The organism is Bacillus altaicus (assembly GCF_042136375.2).
GTDB lineage: Bacteria > Bacillota > Bacilli > Bacillales > Bacillaceae_G > Bacillus_A > Bacillus_A cereus_U.
On sequence record NZ_CM143394.1, the window covers coordinates 2,336,658 to 2,353,877 of the forward strand.

Below are 17,220 nucleotides of genomic sequence, written 5' to 3' on the forward strand. Positions count from 1 at the left end.
TAATTTACTAGATTTTGTATTTTGTGTAAGATAATAAAGAATATTCAATTAATAATTAAAGGAAGAGATATAAATGAAGCTGCCACTATTACAAGTAGAGACAGAGAGACTGATTATCCGTCCATTTCAAAAAGAGGATTATGAAAGTTGGTTAGATGGATTCAATAAGAGGTTACCATCTCAATATAAATACGATGATGGCTATCATGACATGTCGTCTTCAACGAAAGAATGGTTTACGGAATGGATAAGAGGATTTGATGAGGCGGCACGACGGGATGAAATGTATGTGTTAGGTATTTTTCAGAAAGAAGATGGCGCCAATATTGGAAAGCTAGAACTTATAAAAATTTTACGTATGGACTATCAATGGGCAATGATGGGTTACTCTATTCATAATCAACATTGGAAAAATGGATACGGAGTAGAAAGTGTAAAAGCTGCGCTGCCGTTATTTTTTAATGGCCTTCAATTTCATAGAATCGAATTACATATACATATCGATAATAAGCCATCCATTCGTCTTGCAGAAAGAGCTGGTTTTTCATTTGAATGTACGAGAGAGGCATTTTCTATGGGGAATGGTAAGTGGGCAGATTTTCTTATTTATTATAAAAATAAGGAGATGGATATATGAGGGTACTTATTACAGGTGGAAATCGTGGATTAGGGTTACAGCTAGTGAAAGTGTTTCATGAAAATGGACATATTGTTTATCCGCTAGTTAGAACTGAGGTTGCGGTAACGCAATTGAAGAAAATGTTTAGTTCTAGATGTTTTCCTATATTAGCAGACTTATCGATTGATGAGAGTACGGAGCAAATTAAGAACCAGCTGGAGGAATATACAAAGTATATTGATCTAGTTATAAATAACGCTGGAATTACTGGTAAGGAAACCGAGATTTTACGTACAAATTCTGAAGAGTTAATGGAACTATTTAATGTTCATTGCTTAGGAGTTATTCGAGCTGTAAAAGGTACATATGTGGCTTTAACTAAGTCGAATCAACCAAGAATAATAAATGTATCCTCTCGTTTAGGTTCATTGCATAAAATGGCGAACAAAGAGTTTCCACAAGGTAAGTTCTCATATTCATATCGGATCGCAAAAGCCGCACAAAATATGTTAACGCTCTGCTTACAACAAGAGTTTGAGAATAAAGGAATTCGTGTAACCGCAATTCACCCTGGAAAATTAAAGACTGACATTGGTGCCTTTGATGCGAATATGACTCCGGCTGAAGGAGCACAAAATATATATGATTGGGTAATAGATTCAAATGAGAAGGTTTCAGGGAAGTTTATTGAGCCGGGTGTAGGTGAAATAAAGTGGTGAAGTACGATCTTACAGTTGTTCAAAATTTATTTGGTCCTTCGAGAAAAGTATTAAATGGTTTACCAAATGCAGTAACGATTGAAGAAATAGAAGAAGATGTTTTTTATAGCGCACAAACTTACAAAGAAAAGGTAAGTAGATTTGAAGAAGTTTGTTTTAATTGGGAGTTAAAAAGAGCGAGTATTGTATTAAACAAAAGGTTTAGTAGTTATAACGCAAGTGTAAAAGTGTTACTTGATGAGGGCTTTGATTTGTACGCGGCAAAGATAGAAGTGTGTAGAGAGTTGAACAATATAGAGGCGCTTGAAAAACAATATACATATCGCTCGATAGAAGAAGGGACATTATCGGAAAGAGAATTCACATGCATTTGGGAGCAATGTATGTTGGAATCAGGAAATCGACCGTCAATTCTGAATGTCGATGAACATCTGCATTCAGTGCAAACAGAGTTAGGTAAAGGTTGGGAAAAGTCATGCATTGTTTTTTATGATAAAAATGAGCCGATTGGTTTGTCCATACCGCATATAGAGCCTGGAACAGAAAGTGAAGGACGTTTATTTTACTTTGGGGTAATGCCTTATTATCGCGGGAAAGGAATTGCTTCCCAACTGCATCTTCAATCTTTACATATGTTAAAGGAAATGGGGGCTACTTATTACATCGGAAGCACACATACTTCAAATGAAAAGATGCAGAGGATATTTTGGAGAAATAATTGTTCGGTGAAAACGGAGATAGAGAGTTATTATAAATTATTTAAAAAGGGTTAGGAGATAGGTAAATGAAGAACATAAACGTATTTCATTACGACGCATTTACGAATAAACCAAATATGGGAAATCCAGCAGGTGTTGTACTAGAGGCGGATGGATTAACGGAAGAGGAAATGCAGCGTATTGCTGAAAAGGTTGGATTTAACGAAACAGCTTTCGTTCTTTCTTCAGAAGTAGCAGATATAAGAATGCGCTATTTTACACCAGGGTTTGAAATGGATTTATGTGGTCATGGGACAGTTGGCACTATATATGCCTTGCGTGAAAGAGGTTTATTAGAAGAGAAAATAAACCTTACGATTGAAACGAAGGCAGGTATTTTACCAATACAAATAGGTGCAAATGAAAATGGAGAAACCTTTATTAAAGTGAGGCAGGCAGCACCTCAGTTTAAAGATTTTACAGGTTCAAAAGAAGAATTAGCTCATAGTATCGGTTTGGAAGTAACGGATTTAGATGCAAGTGTACCGATTGTATATGGAAGTACGGGGAATTGGACTGTAATTGTACCGATTAAAAATCTAGATGCATGTGAAAGAATGAAACCTAAAAATGAGGCGTTTCCATCGGTATTAAAAGAAATACCTAAGAATTCTATCCATCCAGTTTGTCTAGAAACTTATGATGAACAGGTGCAAATGCACGGGCGTCATTTCTCATCACCTTATGCTGGAACGATTGAAGATCCTGTGACAGGAACAGCTTCAGGTGTAATGGGAGCGTACTATGCGACGTATTTGGAGAAAGATTTTGACCATGAACTGGAGTTAATCGTTGAGCAAGGACAGGAAATAAATAAAGATGGTCGTGTAACGGTTTATGTAACGAAAGATGTAGAAAATGAGAAGTTACAAATAGATATTGCGGGAACAGCGGTATATGTGAAAGAGTTTGAAATTTCAATATAAAAGAATAAAGCCCAGCACAAAGCTGGGACTTCTCTTTATCTGTTCAACACTTCAATATACGAAGCATCTCCAGCTGTTCTAATAGTAGAGCGGAAATTATTGTGTTCTAACGTTTCAGCAACTTGTTTTAATTGCTGTGCATCATCGTGATGAATGAGTAAACTATCTGCACCACTTTCTTCTATATGAATATGCTCAACATTTCCAATCGCTTCATGTATAGCTTTTAAAAATTCAGGTTTCATATTGTCCTCCTATATGTATGTAACATCGTTAAATAGTATTTCCTTATTTTTGAAATATAAAAGTAAATGAAAGGAGAAATGAAAATGAATATAACGCAGTTTAAAGAACATATTACATCACTTTTTGAAGAGCACCTTAATAAATACGGTGATGACGAGTATGGCTTCACTCACATTAGTAAAGAGGAATTTCACAAAATAGGTTACACGACAAATTTGACGCTAGAGACAATTGAAGAAGCATATCAAAATGGGGTAGATATGATAGTTACACATCATGCACCGTGGAGTTTTTTATTCGGTATGGAAGAGGCTTGTATTGAGAAATTAAAAGAATATGAAATGAATCATTTTTGGATTCATTTGCCGTTAGATTTCGTAAAGTTTGGCACGTGTACGTCGTTATTTAATGAAATTGGGATAGATACAATACTGGAATATTCAACGTATGAGGAAGAAGAGCTACCGGGAATAGGAGAATATAAAGAAGCGATTCCCTTTTCAAATTTAGTTGAAAAACTTGAAGAGAGAATGGAAGAGAAAGTGAAGAGCTGGAAAAATCATGACAGGCCAGTAAAACGGATTGCGATATTAACAGGTGCAGGAAACAATACAAACCTTATTGAGCGTGCGCTAGAAAAAGGTTGTGATACGTACATAACGGGAGAAAAAACATTATATACAGTGCAACATGCGAAATTTAAAGGCATCAATTTGATTGTAGGAAGCCACACATTTACAGAAGTATTTGGTGTAGAAAGTTTGGCTCGTAAGTTAAAAGAAAGAGATAATTCAATAGAAATTACTAGATTAAATGAAGATCATTTGGAGTGAGGGAAATGGTAACTATATCCGCAAATTATGGGGAATCAAAAGTGAAGTTAACGTGGTAAAAAGATTGTATATTGCCAGAATACGAAAGAATCACGAGTGTTCACGGTTTTTGTTTTCATAATAATAAGGTTTTACTAATAGACCATGAGCGGCGTGGGAAGAAGGTTATGTAAAAGGAGAATGTACTTTATTTGGATATATTATCGTTGACCATAGTGATAATCCAAATTGGAATGAAAATAGTCCGTATCCAAAAGTAGGGTATCAGCCATTCTACCGGATGGAGATTAATGAAGTGCATAAGTTTGACGGTGAGTATGAATCCGATAAAAGGATGTTTGTTAGAGTAGAAGAGAGTGCAGCGTATCATTATAAATGGAATGAATTATATGATGAAATCTTGAAGGAAGCTGTTTTAATAAAATAAAAATTAATTTCTGTTATATTAAGATATCGAAAGGGATTTTTAATTGGTTTGTCAAATAATAGTAAAGTTGTCTTTTGAATTGAGGGAATCTTCAGATGTAAGGGTGAGTGAATGGACATTTCAGTAATCGCTAAACAACTAGTTAATGAGAAGGTTATTTCACATTATCCAACTAGCATGAAAGTGTTGAGCGGAGGAACGACAAGTACTGTATATTTGTTGGATGGAAGATATGTTGTGAAATCGAATGAAGCGAAAGTAATACGTGAAGAAGCTAATTTTCTTTCTTTTTATGAAGGGAATGCGTTATTTTCAAAGCTTTTGTATAAAGAACCTTTACATACATATTTCGTGTATTCTTTCCTTGAAGGTAGTACTTCGTGCGAACAAGGACATAAACGAAGTACGCTTATTACACTTGTAAAAGAAGTTATCAATAAGTATCAAATTGTTCCAGGTGCAGATGGCTGGGGATGGAAAGAAAGTCTGGTTCAATCTTGGAATGAATTTTTAACGGCAAATGTGAAGGAAGCTTATGAAAATGTAAGACGTTACATAAGTGAGGAAGAGTATAGAATTGTTCTTAAACTAGCGAATAGTCCAAATAGGGGGACTGGAATAAATCAGCCATTTTTATTACATGGTGATTTCGGATTTCATAATTTTATATTTCAAGAGAATGAGCTGTATGGAGTAATTGATCCATTACCAGTACTAGGAGATCCTATATATGATTTAATTTACGCGTTCTGTTCAACTCCAGAAGATGTAACAAAAGAAACGATTGATTATGTGATAAAACAATGTGTATTTCATAAAAAAGAACGAGATTTATATGAGGAAATAGTCATAGGCTTATATTTACGTATAGATACGTGTATAAGACACCACCCAAAAGATTTAGAAGATTACTTAGTAGTTTGGCGTTATTGGATGAATGAGATTATGTTCGATAGCGAAAATAAGACGACATTATAGCACTTATATTTTGGGGGAGATATAGAAATGAACATTTCAGAAGCAAAAAGAGATTTAGCACAAAAAACGAAGAAGGGATTTCCTGTTATAATAGCTGGTCTTTTATTTTGGATTGTAGCGAGCATAACTGGTGTTATTCTTCCAGAAAAGCAAGTTGTGTGGGTATATTTAATTGGTATGGGCTGTGTGTTTCCTTTCGGCTTAATGATAGCTGCTATATTAAAAATTGACATGTTTGCGAAAGGAAATCCGCTAGGGACTTTAGCTGGAGTAATTGGTGGGATAAATGTATTGAATATTCCGTTTGTATTACTTGCATATTTTCAATTTCCGGAGTGGTTACCTTTTGTAGTAGCGATGTTAATAGGTGTTCATTTTTTACCATATGTATGGATTTATGAAAGTAAAAGTTATGGTTTTTTATCAGTAGGAACTGTATTAGTAACGTCAGTATGTGGGATTCTTTTTGCGAAAAAAGGATTTATTGTAATTCCTATGGCGGTTACAGTTGTCTACTTTATTACTCTTATAAGCGTATCACTTGAAAATAAAAAAGCAGAAAACGATCAACAAATATCAGCTTAATAAAAAATTAAAGGGATAGGGGAATAACTATGAATAATTTCGTTTGTACAACGTGTGGCGTGCAGTATGCAGCGAGTGTAGAAGAACCGGTAAGTTGTCTTATTTGTGATGAGGAGAGACAATATGTTAATCCGAAAGGGCAGTCTTGGACGACCTTAGAAAACTTACAAACGAGTGATACGTATAAAAATGAAATTATAGAAGAAGAAAATGGGCTTTATAGTATTACGACAAAACCAGAATTTGCGATTGGTCAAACGGCATTTGTAGTAAAAACAGAGTCATATCGTTTGCTATGGGATTGTATTACTTATTTAGATGAAACGACAATTGAGAAGATAAAAGAGTGGGGTGGATTAGATGCGATTGCATTATCTCATCCGCATTATTATTCAACACAAGTAGAATGGGCAGAAACATTCGATGTACCAATTTATATACACGAAGACGATAAAGAGTGGGTAATGCGTCCTAGTAGTCGTATTATTTATTGGACTGGCGAGTCTTTACAATTAGCAGACGGAGTAACAGTGCATCGTCTCGGAGGACATTTTAGTGGTGGTTCTGTATTACATTGGGAAGAAGGAAATGATGGAAAAGGTATTTTATTAACAGGTGATATCATTCAAGTTGTAGCGGATCAGCAGTGGGTAAGCTTCATGTATAGCTATCCAAACTTAATTCCATTACCGGCGAGAAAAGTTGAGGAAATGGCGAATCGAGTGAAACCGTTACAGTTTAATCGTTTATATAATGCTTTTCACCGAGTAGTAAAAGAAAATGCAAATGAGGCAGTTGAACGTTCTGCTGAAAGATATATGAAAGCGATAGAAGGAAAGTTGTTTCATACGTAAAAGGAGAGTTAGCTTTATGAAAACGTTAGTATGCTTCGGAGATAGTATTACAGCTGATGAAATATTTTTTGGTGGAACGCCAAGGTTAACACCACGTTTGCAAGAGATGTTTCCAAATTGGAAAGTGGTTAATGCAGGTGTTCCGGGTGATAATACGTTCGATGCACTACAAAGGATTGAAGAGGGTGTATTATCACATGAACCAGACTTTGTAACAGTTTTTCTTGGCACGAATGATGCAGTTTCTTTTGCTCAAGTCCCATTACAAGCATATAAAGAAAACTTAGAGAAGATGGTGAGCCGTATTTCACCAGAAAAAGTATTGCTTATTAGCCCAGCACCAGTTGATGAAGAAAGACAACATCATAGAACAAATGAAATACTCGTTCAGTATGCGGCGGCGGTAGAGGAAGTAGCAAGAAAAACAGGGAGCCATTTTCTTAATTTATATGCTGAGATGATTCAAGAAGAAAATTATAAAATATTCGTAGAAGATGAAGAAAAAGATGGATTACACTTTGGAGCAGAAGGCTATGCGTATTTAGCGAAGTTAATTTATGAAAAATTAAAAGGGATTCTGTAAGAAGCAAAGCGTGGGCGCTTTGCTTTTTTGTATTTCTTATAATGAATTAGCTGAATCACAGAAGTAGAAAATTCCTGTACTAAATGTTTAGTACCTATAGCACTTTAAAGAACATACATTTTTACTGTGTTAAATATAATTCATAATAGCACCAATAAGAAGAAAACAAGCTTTACGGTACTATAGAGCCTGGTGATTCCCAAAAATGCCTATGGTTTATAAAACAATTAGGGAGGTTAAAAATATGAGTACTTCAAATATGAGTGAGATAAGTAAGCAAATTTTAATAGAGGAGGAAACACTTCAATTTTCCTCTTTTACAAATGAAGATGCCTTGCAATTAGGTTTATTTATCGTTGAAACAGCAAAGCGAGAGGGGAAATTGATTGCTGTTGATATAACCAAAAATGGTGTGCAATTATTTCATTTCAAGATGACGGGGACAACTGAGGAAAATACGAAATGGATTGAGCGTAAAAAACGGGTCGTTTCCCTGCATAATCATAGCTCGTATTATATGCAGATAGAAAGTGAAATAAGCGGAATTCCATATCATGAAAAATACCGTTTAGATGGCTCGGAATATGCTGCGTTTGGTGGATCCTTTCCTATTCAAATAAAAAATGTAGGGGTTATTGGAATGATAACAGTCTCAGGATTACCACCAGAAGTAGATCATGAATTGGTTATAAGAGCAGTTAAAAATCATTTAAATCAATAATAGAAGTAATTTTAAAGGTTAAATAAAAAGGCAAAAATGAACATATTCCTGTTCGTTTTTGCCTTTTTATTATTTCTTTTTCGGTCTACGTACTAACTCTCCACCGCAATTTGGGCAAACGTTTTGTCTTTCCTCTGTACATGGTGCACAAAATGTACATTCATACACGCAAATGTATGCTTCAGAATCGGGCTGAAGGGAATGGTCACAAATTTGACAGTTTGTTTTCATTTCTAATGCCATAGTATCGCTCCTTATTATTTGAAAGTTCTTAATTTAATTATAATTAATATTGTAGTGGAAGTCCTTTTTAAATGAAAAGAAATAAAAGGATTATGTTGTTGTTTGAAATGAAATAGGTCCATTTGTTTTTAAATTGATTATTTAGTGGAGTTGGAATATTATGAAATAGTCAAAAGACAACAGGGGGTATATATTTTGACTGATCATAACGATTATTTTCATGTAGAAGAGGATGTAAATCACAATAGTTTAAAAGCAGATTGTGAAAAATGTTTTGGTTTATGTTGTGTGGCATTACCGTTCGCGGCTTCAGTAGATTTTGCGGTAAATAAAGATGGTGGTAAACCTTGTTCCAACTTACAATCAAATTATAAATGTAGTATACATAAAGAGCTAAGAGGAAAAGGTTATAAAGGTTGTACAGTATTTGAATGTTTCGGTGCTGGACAAAAGATTTCTCAAGTTACGTTTAAAGGAATGGATTGGCGGAAAGATTCTAGTCATGCTAGAAAAATGTATGATGCTTTTCCAGTTATGCACCAGCTTCATGAAATGCTGTGGTATTTGAATGAGGCTATTCTATTAAAGTCGACGCAGACAATTCATAAAGAGTTGAAGGAAGCAATTGAAGAGACAGAACGCCTATCGAATTTAAGTCCGGATGAGTTAATGAAAATAAATATTCCATTACACCGTGCAGAAGTGAATATTTTACTTTTAGAAACGAGTGAATTAGTTTGGAAGGAAATGAATGCTTCAAATAAGAAAAGAATTAGTCACCGCGGAGCAGATCTTATGGGAGCTAACCTTAAAAAGAGGGATTTACAAGGAGCGAATTTAAGAGGAGCTTATCTTATTGCGGCTAATTTACGAGATGCAAATTTAAGGGGAGCGGATCTTATCGGAGCAGATTTACGAGATGCAGATATTCGCGGGACAGATTTTACCAATAGTATTTTTCTTACGCAAGTTCAAATTAATGCGGCGAAAGGGGACAAACATACGAAATTACCGAAAGTGTTGTCTCGCCCAGCACATTGGTTTGCGTAAAGAGTATGGAGTGAAATAGTTTGGGGATTTTTCAGTATTTAGAGGAAATGCAGGAAGACGTATTTTCGTTATCAGTATCTCAAATAGAATCGAAGTATTATGATGTTTGTAGCACGTTAGCATCAAGTGAGCATGCGGAGCGCATTAAATTGATTCCATTAGATTCATACAAGGAAAGTATGAGAATAGGTTTGAAAGAAGCGTTAGAAATTGCTGAAAGTGAAGAAGCAAAGGCGATTTATTTTGAGTATGATCTTGATAATGAGTGGGATAGTCAGTTCTACATTTGTGACAATTACATGTTTCTTGAAGAAGATGATGAGGATTGGGCCAGTGATTGGACGGATGAAATAGAAGGACCGTCTTTAGGAGAGTTAGCTGATATTTATGGTGAAAATGGCTTTGATTTAGATAAAAAGGCTATAGGTATTACTTTATATTTAATCGCAAGAACAGTGTGTAGTTTTATAAGTGCATGTAGTGGAGTACAAAGTAGTATACCAATTTGTATAGGATTCCATGATCAAGACCCAATTATGCGAACAGGCAGAGACTAAGTCTCTGCCTGTTTTTTTATACTATTTTTGCTTTTCAAAAGTAGTAATTAGAACACTGCATATAATAAGGATACCGCCAATGAAAAAGTTACTGCTTAACGTTTCATTTAATAGGAGCCAGCCCAGTAGCGAACCGACGATAGGTTGGAAGAAGAAAAATAATGAACCGATGCTAGCATCCATTAATTCTAACCCTTTATTCCAAAGAAAAAATGCACCTGCGGTTGAGACGATTCCTAAATAGAGTACGCCTAATAATACGTACATGTTTATATGTGCAATAGGACTTGATTGGAATTCCCATACCATAAAAGGTGTAATGAAAAAGAGTGAAAAGAATATTGCGTACGTTGTAATAACTAAAGATGAAAATCGAGCTGAAGCGATTTTTACATAAATGGACAGTAAAGCCCATGTAATAGCGGCCCCAACTAAAATGATTGTACCGATAAAATAGGAGCCGATTTCAATATCCCATCCGATAACGATAATGACACCGATTGTCGCTATTATAGTTGATAAAAGCCTACGAGTAGTTAGTTTCTCTTTTAAAATGAACGCTGCAAATATAACCATAAATGCAGGTGTAGCTGACGTTACTAAGGAGCCTGTATGAGCGTCGGATAATTTTGTACCGATAAATTGACATGTGATCGAAATGAAATATCCGATAAATCCAATCCAAGCGAATAATAGCCAATCTTTTTTGCGAATGGTTACTTTTTTCTTTTGCTTTTTTTCAGCTATTTTCAAAATGAAATATAGAACAACGAAAGCGATAATAAAGCGTAGCCAAACGAGTGTAAGTGGCGGGATAAAGTCGAGTACGTATTTACTAACAACATACATACCGCCCCATATACTTGCTGCTAGTGATAAACATATAGCTCCTAAAATGGTTTGTTTCATTTGAAGTACCTCCGTCTATTTTTAGGGTTATGATTTATTCCCTAAGACGAGGCATAGTGCATTTGTCCCGCATTAACGGGCAGTAAGACCCCTACCTCAAAGTTCAGCGAAAGCAAAGAAGTTAGGCGGGGGATCAACTGCCCGTATATGCCCGATTGGTTCAACTAATAATCAGTGGGGAATAAAGCCCCCCACTGATTAAAGTTTCACTTTATTATATGAATGCCCGTCTTAGTTTATAGACGGCCTATAGGTTGATCGTTTTCGAATGAAGTGTTGTAGTACATGAGTGCATTCCTCCTTCATAATTTTATAATGATATTATAACTTAATTTTCAGTTTGTTAGGAGGGTTATTGTACGGAGTTGATTCTTTAGAAAATGGTGGTTGTCTAAGAAAGCATAGTATATGGTAGAAAAACATATTTTTAAAATAAAAGAAACCAATTACATAACTGATAAGTATATTAAGAGTAGGATGAAAAAGTAGATTAATAGAGAAAGAGGAGGAGATTTACATCACTACAACCGTTATCTCTCATTTTTATAATGAAGAGTATTTATTACCATGGTGGCTTATGCATCATACGAGACTATTTGATCATGGCATATTAATTAATAAAGGTTCTACAGATCGCTCCGTTGAAATTTGTAAAAAACTTGCACCGCATTGGGAAGTACGAGATTCTGCACATCCAGAATTTGATGCACTAGCGACAGATCGAGAAGTAATGGCAGTTGAACAAGAAATAGAAGGATGGAAAATGGTTTTGAATACGACGGAGTTTCTATGTGTACAAGATAAAGAGCAGTTTTGGAAATCGTTACAAAACATTGGAGGGAGGATGTACTGGATAGAAGGGCTTATCATGGTTGAAGATTTAAACTATAATTACCCGAAACTACGATATGGAGTTTCATTAATGAAACAGCGATTTCATGGCTATTTACCGGAAGAATGGCAGATGTGGAGAAGAGGGAGGTTCATTCATAATCATGATCATGGCAATTACACTGTTGGAAGACATTTAACTATGCATGAATCTATGAATTATCCACCTCTTGCATGTATCGTATGGTGCGGATTTAGTCCTTGGAACGATGCGATGAGAAAGAGAAAATTGCAAATTGGTCCGACTCTTTCTGAAGGTAGTATACATGCAGGGATGGGGACACATCATATCATTACACCTGAAGGATTAGAAGCGTGGTATAGAGCATTAGCGGGAGGTACAAAGGATTTACGCTTTAGTACGGCATATCGTTATGCTTTTTTATAAATGATTCCCACCATAAAATTGTTTCTTCAATTCCAGTGTGTAGATCGTATTTTGGTTTCCAGTTTACTTCAGTTTTTAAACGTTCCACATTAACACCTACAAATAAAGGTTCATCTGTAGAAAAAGGGATAGCACCTAGTTTAATTAAATTTTCTTTTCCTATTTTTTTAGCAATGATAGAAGCTAGTTCTTTAATTTGCACAGATTGACCAGAAGCTATATTTATTGTGCCTGTAACGTTACAGCATAATAATGTTACAAGAGCGTCAGCGACGTCACCCACATGGAGGAAATCTCTTGATTGTTTTCCATGTGTACATAGTGCTTCCTCGTTTTTTAATAAGGAAGTGATAATGTTAGAAACGAGTCGATTGCCACGTTCGTGAGGGCCATACATATGAAAAATTCGTCCCCAACATACGCTGAGGCTGGTTTGCCCAGCGTATGATTGTAGCCAGGAGTGCAGTGCGTTTTTACATAATGAATACGGGGTTTTATAGGAAAGAAGCGGTGAACCTTCAAATAATACACCGTTAAACCACTCATACTCTGCACCTGTACCTGCAACAACGACCCGCTTTCCACCACATGTTGTGAAGTGTTGAATCAATGAGATGCTAGACTGAAGCCAATAGTAATTATTAATAGATATATAACATGCTGGCGGCACTGCTTCCCAAGCTAAATGAATGAGATGACTAGGCTTCATGTCGTAAATGAGTTTTTTTACTTCTTCATCGCAAAGTAAGTTTACTTTATGCCAATGGCAGGAAAGGTGAGAAGGTTTATTTTTATTGTAGGTGGCGTGCACTTCATAGCCCTTTTGTATAAGGGAATGTAAAATATATTTACCGATCCATCCACTACCACCTGTTACAAGGATCTTCTTCATGGCTCAATCACCTCAACTTCCGGAATCGTCACTAAAAATTTCCCACCCCATTCACGAATGAAAGAGCATTCTTTCATAATTTCATCTTTCAAATTCCAAGGAAGTATGAGAATGTAATCAGGTTTTGTACGTTTAATTTCTTCTGGAGATTTTATTGGAATACGGGTTCCTGGTAGAAGGAGGTTTTGTTTGTGAGGGTTTTTATCTACTGTATAAGCTAGAAATTCTTTTCCTATCCCGCAATAATTTAAAAGGGTGTTTCCTTTAGCCGGAGCACCGTAACCGATAATTTGTTTGTTTAAAGCTTTTGCTTCAATCAAAAACTTTAAAATATTTATTTTCAATTGTTCTACGCGTTTAGAAAAAAGGAGATAGCAATCTAATGTGTCTAGCCCGTGATCCACTTCTTTTTTTATTAAATTTGTAACATTGGAATGGATAGTTGATTGGGCGCTTAGATGATTTATAAAAATACGCAATGAACCACCGTGCGTTGAAAGTTCTTCCACATCGACAATTTGTAAATGATGATGAGCTAAAATTTTTTGAAGACTTATAAGTGAGAAGTAAGAGAAGTGCTCATGATAGATTGTGTCAAACTGTTTAAAAGATATGAGGTTTAATAGGTGAGGGAATTCAATTGTTATCGTGCCATCTCGTTTTAATAATGTTTTTAAACCGGCGACAAAATCATGTAAGTTTGGAACATGTGCTAAAACGTTATTTGCGATGATTAAATCCGCTTGTGGAAGCTCTTTTGCTAAGTCGTTTCTGAAAAAGTTTACATTCGTAGGAATTCCTTTTTGGATAGCGATTTCCGCTACGTTTTTTGCTGGCTCAATTCCTAACGTATTGATATTTTCTTTTTGAAAGTATTGCAATAAATACCCATCGTTACTTGCGATTTCAATTACCTGCGAATGTTTCGTTAAACGGAATCGCTCAATTGCCATTTCTACGTATTGTTTGGCATGCTGTAGCCAACTTGAGGAGTAAGAACTGAAGTATAAATAGTCGTGAAAAATATTGTGAGGAGATTCAAATTCATCTAACTGTACAAGTAAACAAGAGTTACAAACAAATGTGTGCAGCGGATAAAAAGGTTCCATTTTATATGATTTTTCTGGAGCTACAAATGAGTTAGCGAGAGGGGAAACGCCTAAATCTAAAAAAGTATCCTTTAGCAATGAGTCGCAAAAACGGCATGTTTTTTGTTCCATTTTATAGCCCCTTTATAAATTTTTGAATGCATCGATTTGTTCTCTTGTGAAGGATTCTATGTTTTCGCCTGCTGCATATTTTTTGTACCATTCAACAGTCCAAGAAATAGAGTTTTCTGTGGATAGCTTAGGAGTCCAACCGAGTTTACTTATAGCCTTTGTACTATCGAGTGTTAAAATAGGTGATTCATAAGGAGTATTTGTAGTGGGAGAAAGGATTGTTAGTGGTTTATTCCATAATTTTATTACAGATTGGATGACATAATGAACGCTTCTGTTAGGTTCATTAATTGGTCCGAAATTCCATCCTTCTGCATACTCCGTGTGATGCCAAAGTTTCTCAGCTAGAAGGATATAACCATGTAAAGGATCTAATACGTGTTGCCACGGTCGGATAGCATTTTTGTTTCGAATACTTAAAGGACGTTCTTGTAAATATGCACGAATGATATCTGGGAATAAGCGATTTTCTGCCCAATCACCACCACCGATGACATTGCCTGCTCTTACTGAGGCGAGTGAAAGGGTGTTCGTGTGAAAAAAAGATTTTTGATATGATGTTGCAACTAATTCAGCGCAAGCTTTACTAGCACTGTATGGATCATAGCCCCCTAAACGGTCGGATTCTACAAATGCTCGATTACCGCTCCCATCATTCGCATAACATTTATCACTCGTAACATTAATAATGAGACGTACGCTTTCGACGTACTTTGCTGCTTCTAGTACGTGAACAGTGCCTAAGACGTTTGTTTTAAATGTATCAATAGGATCTTTGTATGAAGTGGTGACGATTGGTTGAGCTGCTAAATGAAATATCATATCAGGTTTGTGCTGTTTTATGGCATGGAATAAAGAATCGTAATCTGTAATGTCTCCTTCAATTGTAATGCACTCTTTTGCTGCGTTACATTGTTCAAAAAGGTTAGGAGTTGAGGGAGGGTGAGAAGAGTAGCCGATTACTTCTACGCCTAAAGAAGTTAAAAAAAGGGTGAGCCATGAGCCTTTAAAGCCAGTATGTCCTGTAATAAATACTTTTTTCTTATTCCAAAAAGATGATGAAGTCATATTACCAGACCTTCCATGGAGCGTCATTATTTTCCCATAGCTCGACTAATTTATTTTTATCGCGCAATGTATCCATCGGATGCCAAAAACCAGTATGCTGAAATGCTGCCAGTTCATTTTTGTTTACTAACTGAACTAAAGTTTCGGTTTCAAAAACAGACTTATCTCCACTAATGTAATTGAAAATATCATGATTTAAAACAAAAAATCCACCGTTAACCCATCCACCATCACCTAGTGGTTTTTCTTGAAAGGATGTGACAGATTGTTTATCTAAAACGAGAGAACCAAATCTACCAGGAGGTTGTACGGCTGTAACAGTAGCCATTTTTCCGTGTTTTTTATGAAATGCAATAAGTTCTTTTATATTTACATTACTTAATCCATCACCATAAGTGAGACAGAAAGGTTCGTCTCCAACATAATTTTTTATCTTTTTAACTCGTCCACCTGTTTCGGTATTTAGACCAGTATCAATTAATGTAACTTTCCATGGTTCTATAGGATGAGAATGGCTAGTAATTGTGTTATCGCTTAAATGTATTGTGAAATCTGACATGTGTAAGTTGTAATTTAGAAAAAACTCTTTAATTGCATATCCTTTATAGCCTAAGCAAATAATAAACTCAGTGATCCCATAATGGCTAAACAAATTCATAATGTGCCATAGAATAGGTTTTGTTCCAATCTCAATCATAGGTTTTGGTTTTAAATGTGTTTCTTCCCCAATTCTTGTACCGTATCCACCAGCAAGAATAACAGCTTTCATTTTTTCCTCCTAAAATAAAAATTTATAATATATACAGTATTCATATTTTATGCAAATGAGATTGTTTTTGATTAAGCGGATGAAATGGTGTGAGGTGATGACCATGCAAAAAACATTATGGTTTAAACTTTGGAAATAATTCTTGATATTCAGGATTATTACGGAGGTCTTGAGTTACGTTACTAAGCTCTAAAAAACGTGTTTCCAGTTCTTCAGGAGATTGACCGTAATGTGTTTGGAGTCCCATTTGAACACCTATTTTTGAAAGGGTAGGTGTAATTTGTAATTTTCTTGCCTTTGACTGTTCATTCCAAGGGCTAAAATAAAATTTTAAAATAAATGAAGGATAGTCATAAACTATATTCCCGTGCCGCGAATAATGTCTACCAGGTAAATATGCACCATCTAGATGATTGTGAATAAATCTCCAGGCACATCCGAGTTTTGGGTTATAAGGGAAGACGCCGTGGTATCGTTGTTCTACTAATGGGATAGAGTATCTTGGCTTTGAATAATTGTACTTATGGCTATCTATCATTAAAATCATTCTAATCGCATACATATTTTGTCCTAGTGCATGAAGAGATGAGAAAAACTCTTCTGTATTATTACAACAAAAGAATTCAGTAGTATTTAAAACGATTTTCCAACCTGAAATTTCTCTTTCAATTCCCATCACTTCAATATCAGTATTTGTTGGATCAAACTCAAGAAATCTGGAATCTCGCACTTCCCAGTGGGGTGCGAATAATTTACAAATCTCTACGGAACGATCAGTAGAACCTCTATTAATTAATATGCCGTGATCAAATATTTTTGTATGATGCATAAGCCACCATGGAAGTAGGTATTCTTCATTATAAAAATGAGAAATGATAGTTTTTTTAATATTAATCTCCTCCTATACAAGCAATCGTTATTAGTAAGGTATGCTGTTAAATAAGAAAGGTTGAAAGGAAAAAGCTGTATAGTTATAGATTAATT

21 protein-coding genes and 1 pseudogene are annotated in these 17,220 nt (G+C 35.4%); 14 read left to right on the top strand and 8 right to left on the bottom strand.

The window, feature by feature from the left end:
- The first annotated feature begins 73 nt into the window (after positions 1-73).
- From ACE38F_RS12175 to ACE38F_RS12190, 4 genes are read left to right on the top strand one after another with little or no spacing between them, the layout of a single operon-like run.
- Entirely contained in the window at positions 74-637 is a 564-nt protein-coding gene (locus ACE38F_RS12175) for a GNAT family N-acetyltransferase (RefSeq protein WP_002142553.1), read from the top strand.
- Positions 634-1,338, top strand: a complete 705-nt coding sequence (locus ACE38F_RS12180) for an SDR family NAD(P)-dependent oxidoreductase (protein ID WP_088039858.1) — start codon at positions 634-636, stop codon at positions 1,336-1,338. Before ACE38F_RS12175 ends, ACE38F_RS12180 begins: the two co-directional genes overlap by 4 nt.
- Complete coding sequence (locus tag ACE38F_RS12185; protein WP_262449137.1) at positions 1,335-2,111, top strand: GNAT family N-acetyltransferase; 777 nt, start codon at positions 1,335-1,337, stop codon at positions 2,109-2,111. Before ACE38F_RS12180 ends, ACE38F_RS12185 begins: the two co-directional genes overlap by 4 nt.
- An 11-nt stretch (positions 2,112-2,122) precedes the next feature.
- Positions 2,123-3,022: a PhzF family phenazine biosynthesis protein gene (locus ACE38F_RS12190; protein ID WP_375370481.1), complete on the top strand. Its 900-nt coding sequence runs from the start codon at positions 2,123-2,125 to the stop codon at positions 3,020-3,022.
- A 35-nt stretch (positions 3,023-3,057) separates the two neighbouring features.
- On the opposite strand, the gene ACE38F_RS12195 is transcribed toward ACE38F_RS12190, so the two are convergent.
- Positions 3,058-3,267 (bottom strand): hypothetical protein, encoded by a 210-nt coding sequence (locus tag ACE38F_RS12195; protein WP_002066340.1) that lies wholly within the window; start codon positions 3,265-3,267, stop codon positions 3,058-3,060.
- A gap of 84 nt (positions 3,268-3,351) precedes the next feature.
- Between ACE38F_RS12195 and ACE38F_RS12200 the strand changes: the two genes are divergently transcribed.
- The 7 genes and pseudogenes from ACE38F_RS12200 (at position 3,352) to ACE38F_RS12230 (ending at position 8,249) form a co-directional block, all read left to right on the top strand.
- On the top strand, positions 3,352-4,101 hold the full coding sequence (locus tag ACE38F_RS12200) for a Nif3-like dinuclear metal center hexameric protein (RefSeq protein ID WP_375370479.1): 750 nt from the start codon (positions 3,352-3,354) through the stop codon (positions 4,099-4,101).
- A gap of 68 nt (positions 4,102-4,169) precedes the next feature.
- Positions 4,170-4,528, top strand: a pseudogene (locus ACE38F_RS12205) (NUDIX hydrolase).
- A 111-nt stretch (positions 4,529-4,639) separates the two neighbouring features.
- On the top strand, positions 4,640-5,506 hold the full coding sequence (locus ACE38F_RS12210) for a phosphotransferase (RefSeq protein WP_375370477.1): 867 nt from the start codon (positions 4,640-4,642) through the stop codon (positions 5,504-5,506).
- Positions 5,507-5,533: 27 nt separating this feature from the next.
- On the top strand, positions 5,534-6,091 hold the full coding sequence (locus ACE38F_RS12215; protein ID WP_375370476.1) for a DUF7010 family protein: 558 nt from the start codon (positions 5,534-5,536) through the stop codon (positions 6,089-6,091).
- Between the two features lie 29 nt (positions 6,092-6,120).
- Positions 6,121-6,945, top strand: coding sequence for an MBL fold metallo-hydrolase (locus ACE38F_RS12220; protein ID WP_375370475.1), 825 nt, complete (start codon positions 6,121-6,123; stop codon positions 6,943-6,945).
- Between the two features lie 16 nt (positions 6,946-6,961).
- Entirely contained in the window at positions 6,962-7,528 is a 567-nt protein-coding gene (locus ACE38F_RS12225) for an SGNH/GDSL hydrolase family protein (protein ID WP_375370474.1), read from the top strand.
- A gap of 244 nt (positions 7,529-7,772) precedes the next feature.
- Positions 7,773-8,249, top strand: coding sequence for a heme-degrading domain-containing protein (locus ACE38F_RS12230; RefSeq protein ID WP_193647756.1), 477 nt, complete (start codon positions 7,773-7,775; stop codon positions 8,247-8,249).
- 69 nt (positions 8,250-8,318) lie between these two features.
- Here the strand turns inward: ACE38F_RS12230 and ACE38F_RS12235 are convergent, their stop codons facing one another.
- Entirely contained in the window at positions 8,319-8,492 is a 174-nt protein-coding gene (locus ACE38F_RS12235; RefSeq protein WP_001162783.1) for a DUF1272 domain-containing protein, read from the bottom strand.
- 195 nt (positions 8,493-8,687) lie between these two features.
- On the opposite strand from ACE38F_RS12235, the gene ACE38F_RS12240 reads away from it, so the two are divergent.
- Together ACE38F_RS12240 and ACE38F_RS12245 are read left to right on the top strand one after the other, a co-directional pair.
- On the top strand, positions 8,688-9,542 hold the full coding sequence (locus tag ACE38F_RS12240) for a pentapeptide repeat-containing protein (protein ID WP_375370473.1): 855 nt from the start codon (positions 8,688-8,690) through the stop codon (positions 9,540-9,542).
- Positions 9,543-9,562: 20 nt separating this feature from the next.
- Positions 9,563-10,099 (top strand): hypothetical protein, encoded by a 537-nt coding sequence (locus ACE38F_RS12245; protein ID WP_341306257.1) that lies wholly within the window; start codon positions 9,563-9,565, stop codon positions 10,097-10,099.
- 21 nt (positions 10,100-10,120) lie between these two features.
- Here ACE38F_RS12245 and ACE38F_RS12250 read toward each other — a convergent pair whose 3' ends face one another.
- Positions 10,121-11,008 (bottom strand): DMT family transporter, encoded by an 888-nt coding sequence (locus ACE38F_RS12250; protein ID WP_375370472.1) that lies wholly within the window; start codon positions 11,006-11,008, stop codon positions 10,121-10,123.
- Positions 11,009-11,501: 493 nt separating this feature from the next.
- Between ACE38F_RS12250 and ACE38F_RS12255 the strand changes: the two genes are divergently transcribed.
- The gene (locus tag ACE38F_RS12255; RefSeq protein ID WP_341307941.1) at positions 11,502-12,287 is read left to right on the top strand and encodes a glycosyltransferase family 2 protein; all 786 of its coding nucleotides are present in this window, start codon (positions 11,502-11,504) and stop codon (positions 12,285-12,287) included.
- Here ACE38F_RS12255 and ACE38F_RS12260 read toward each other — a convergent pair.
- The 5 genes from ACE38F_RS12260 to ACE38F_RS12280 all read right to left on the bottom strand — a co-directional run bounded on the left by ACE38F_RS12260 (position 12,256) and on the right by ACE38F_RS12280 (position 17,125).
- On the bottom strand, positions 12,256-13,179 hold the full coding sequence (locus ACE38F_RS12260; RefSeq protein WP_341306259.1) for an NAD-dependent epimerase/dehydratase family protein: 924 nt from the start codon (positions 13,177-13,179) through the stop codon (positions 12,256-12,258). The two genes, ACE38F_RS12255 and ACE38F_RS12260, sit on opposite strands and share 32 nt — an antisense overlap.
- Positions 13,176-14,399: a methyltransferase domain-containing protein gene (locus tag ACE38F_RS12265; RefSeq protein ID WP_375370471.1), complete on the bottom strand. Its 1,224-nt coding sequence runs from the start codon at positions 14,397-14,399 to the stop codon at positions 13,176-13,178. Before ACE38F_RS12265 ends, ACE38F_RS12260 begins: the two co-directional genes overlap by 4 nt.
- Positions 14,400-14,411: 12 nt before the next feature.
- On the bottom strand, positions 14,412-15,467 hold the full coding sequence (rfbG, locus tag ACE38F_RS12270; RefSeq protein ID WP_375370470.1) for a CDP-glucose 4,6-dehydratase: 1,056 nt from the start codon (positions 15,465-15,467) through the stop codon (positions 14,412-14,414).
- 1 nt (position 15,468) lies between these two features.
- Positions 15,469-16,236, bottom strand: a complete 768-nt coding sequence (gene rfbF, locus ACE38F_RS12275) for a glucose-1-phosphate cytidylyltransferase (protein ID WP_215553649.1) — start codon at positions 16,234-16,236, stop codon at positions 15,469-15,471.
- A 115-nt stretch (positions 16,237-16,351) separates the two neighbouring features.
- On the bottom strand, positions 16,352-17,125 hold the full coding sequence (locus tag ACE38F_RS12280) for a glycosyltransferase family 2 protein (RefSeq protein ID WP_078176817.1): 774 nt from the start codon (positions 17,123-17,125) through the stop codon (positions 16,352-16,354).
- Positions 17,126-17,220: the final 95 nt, after the last annotated feature.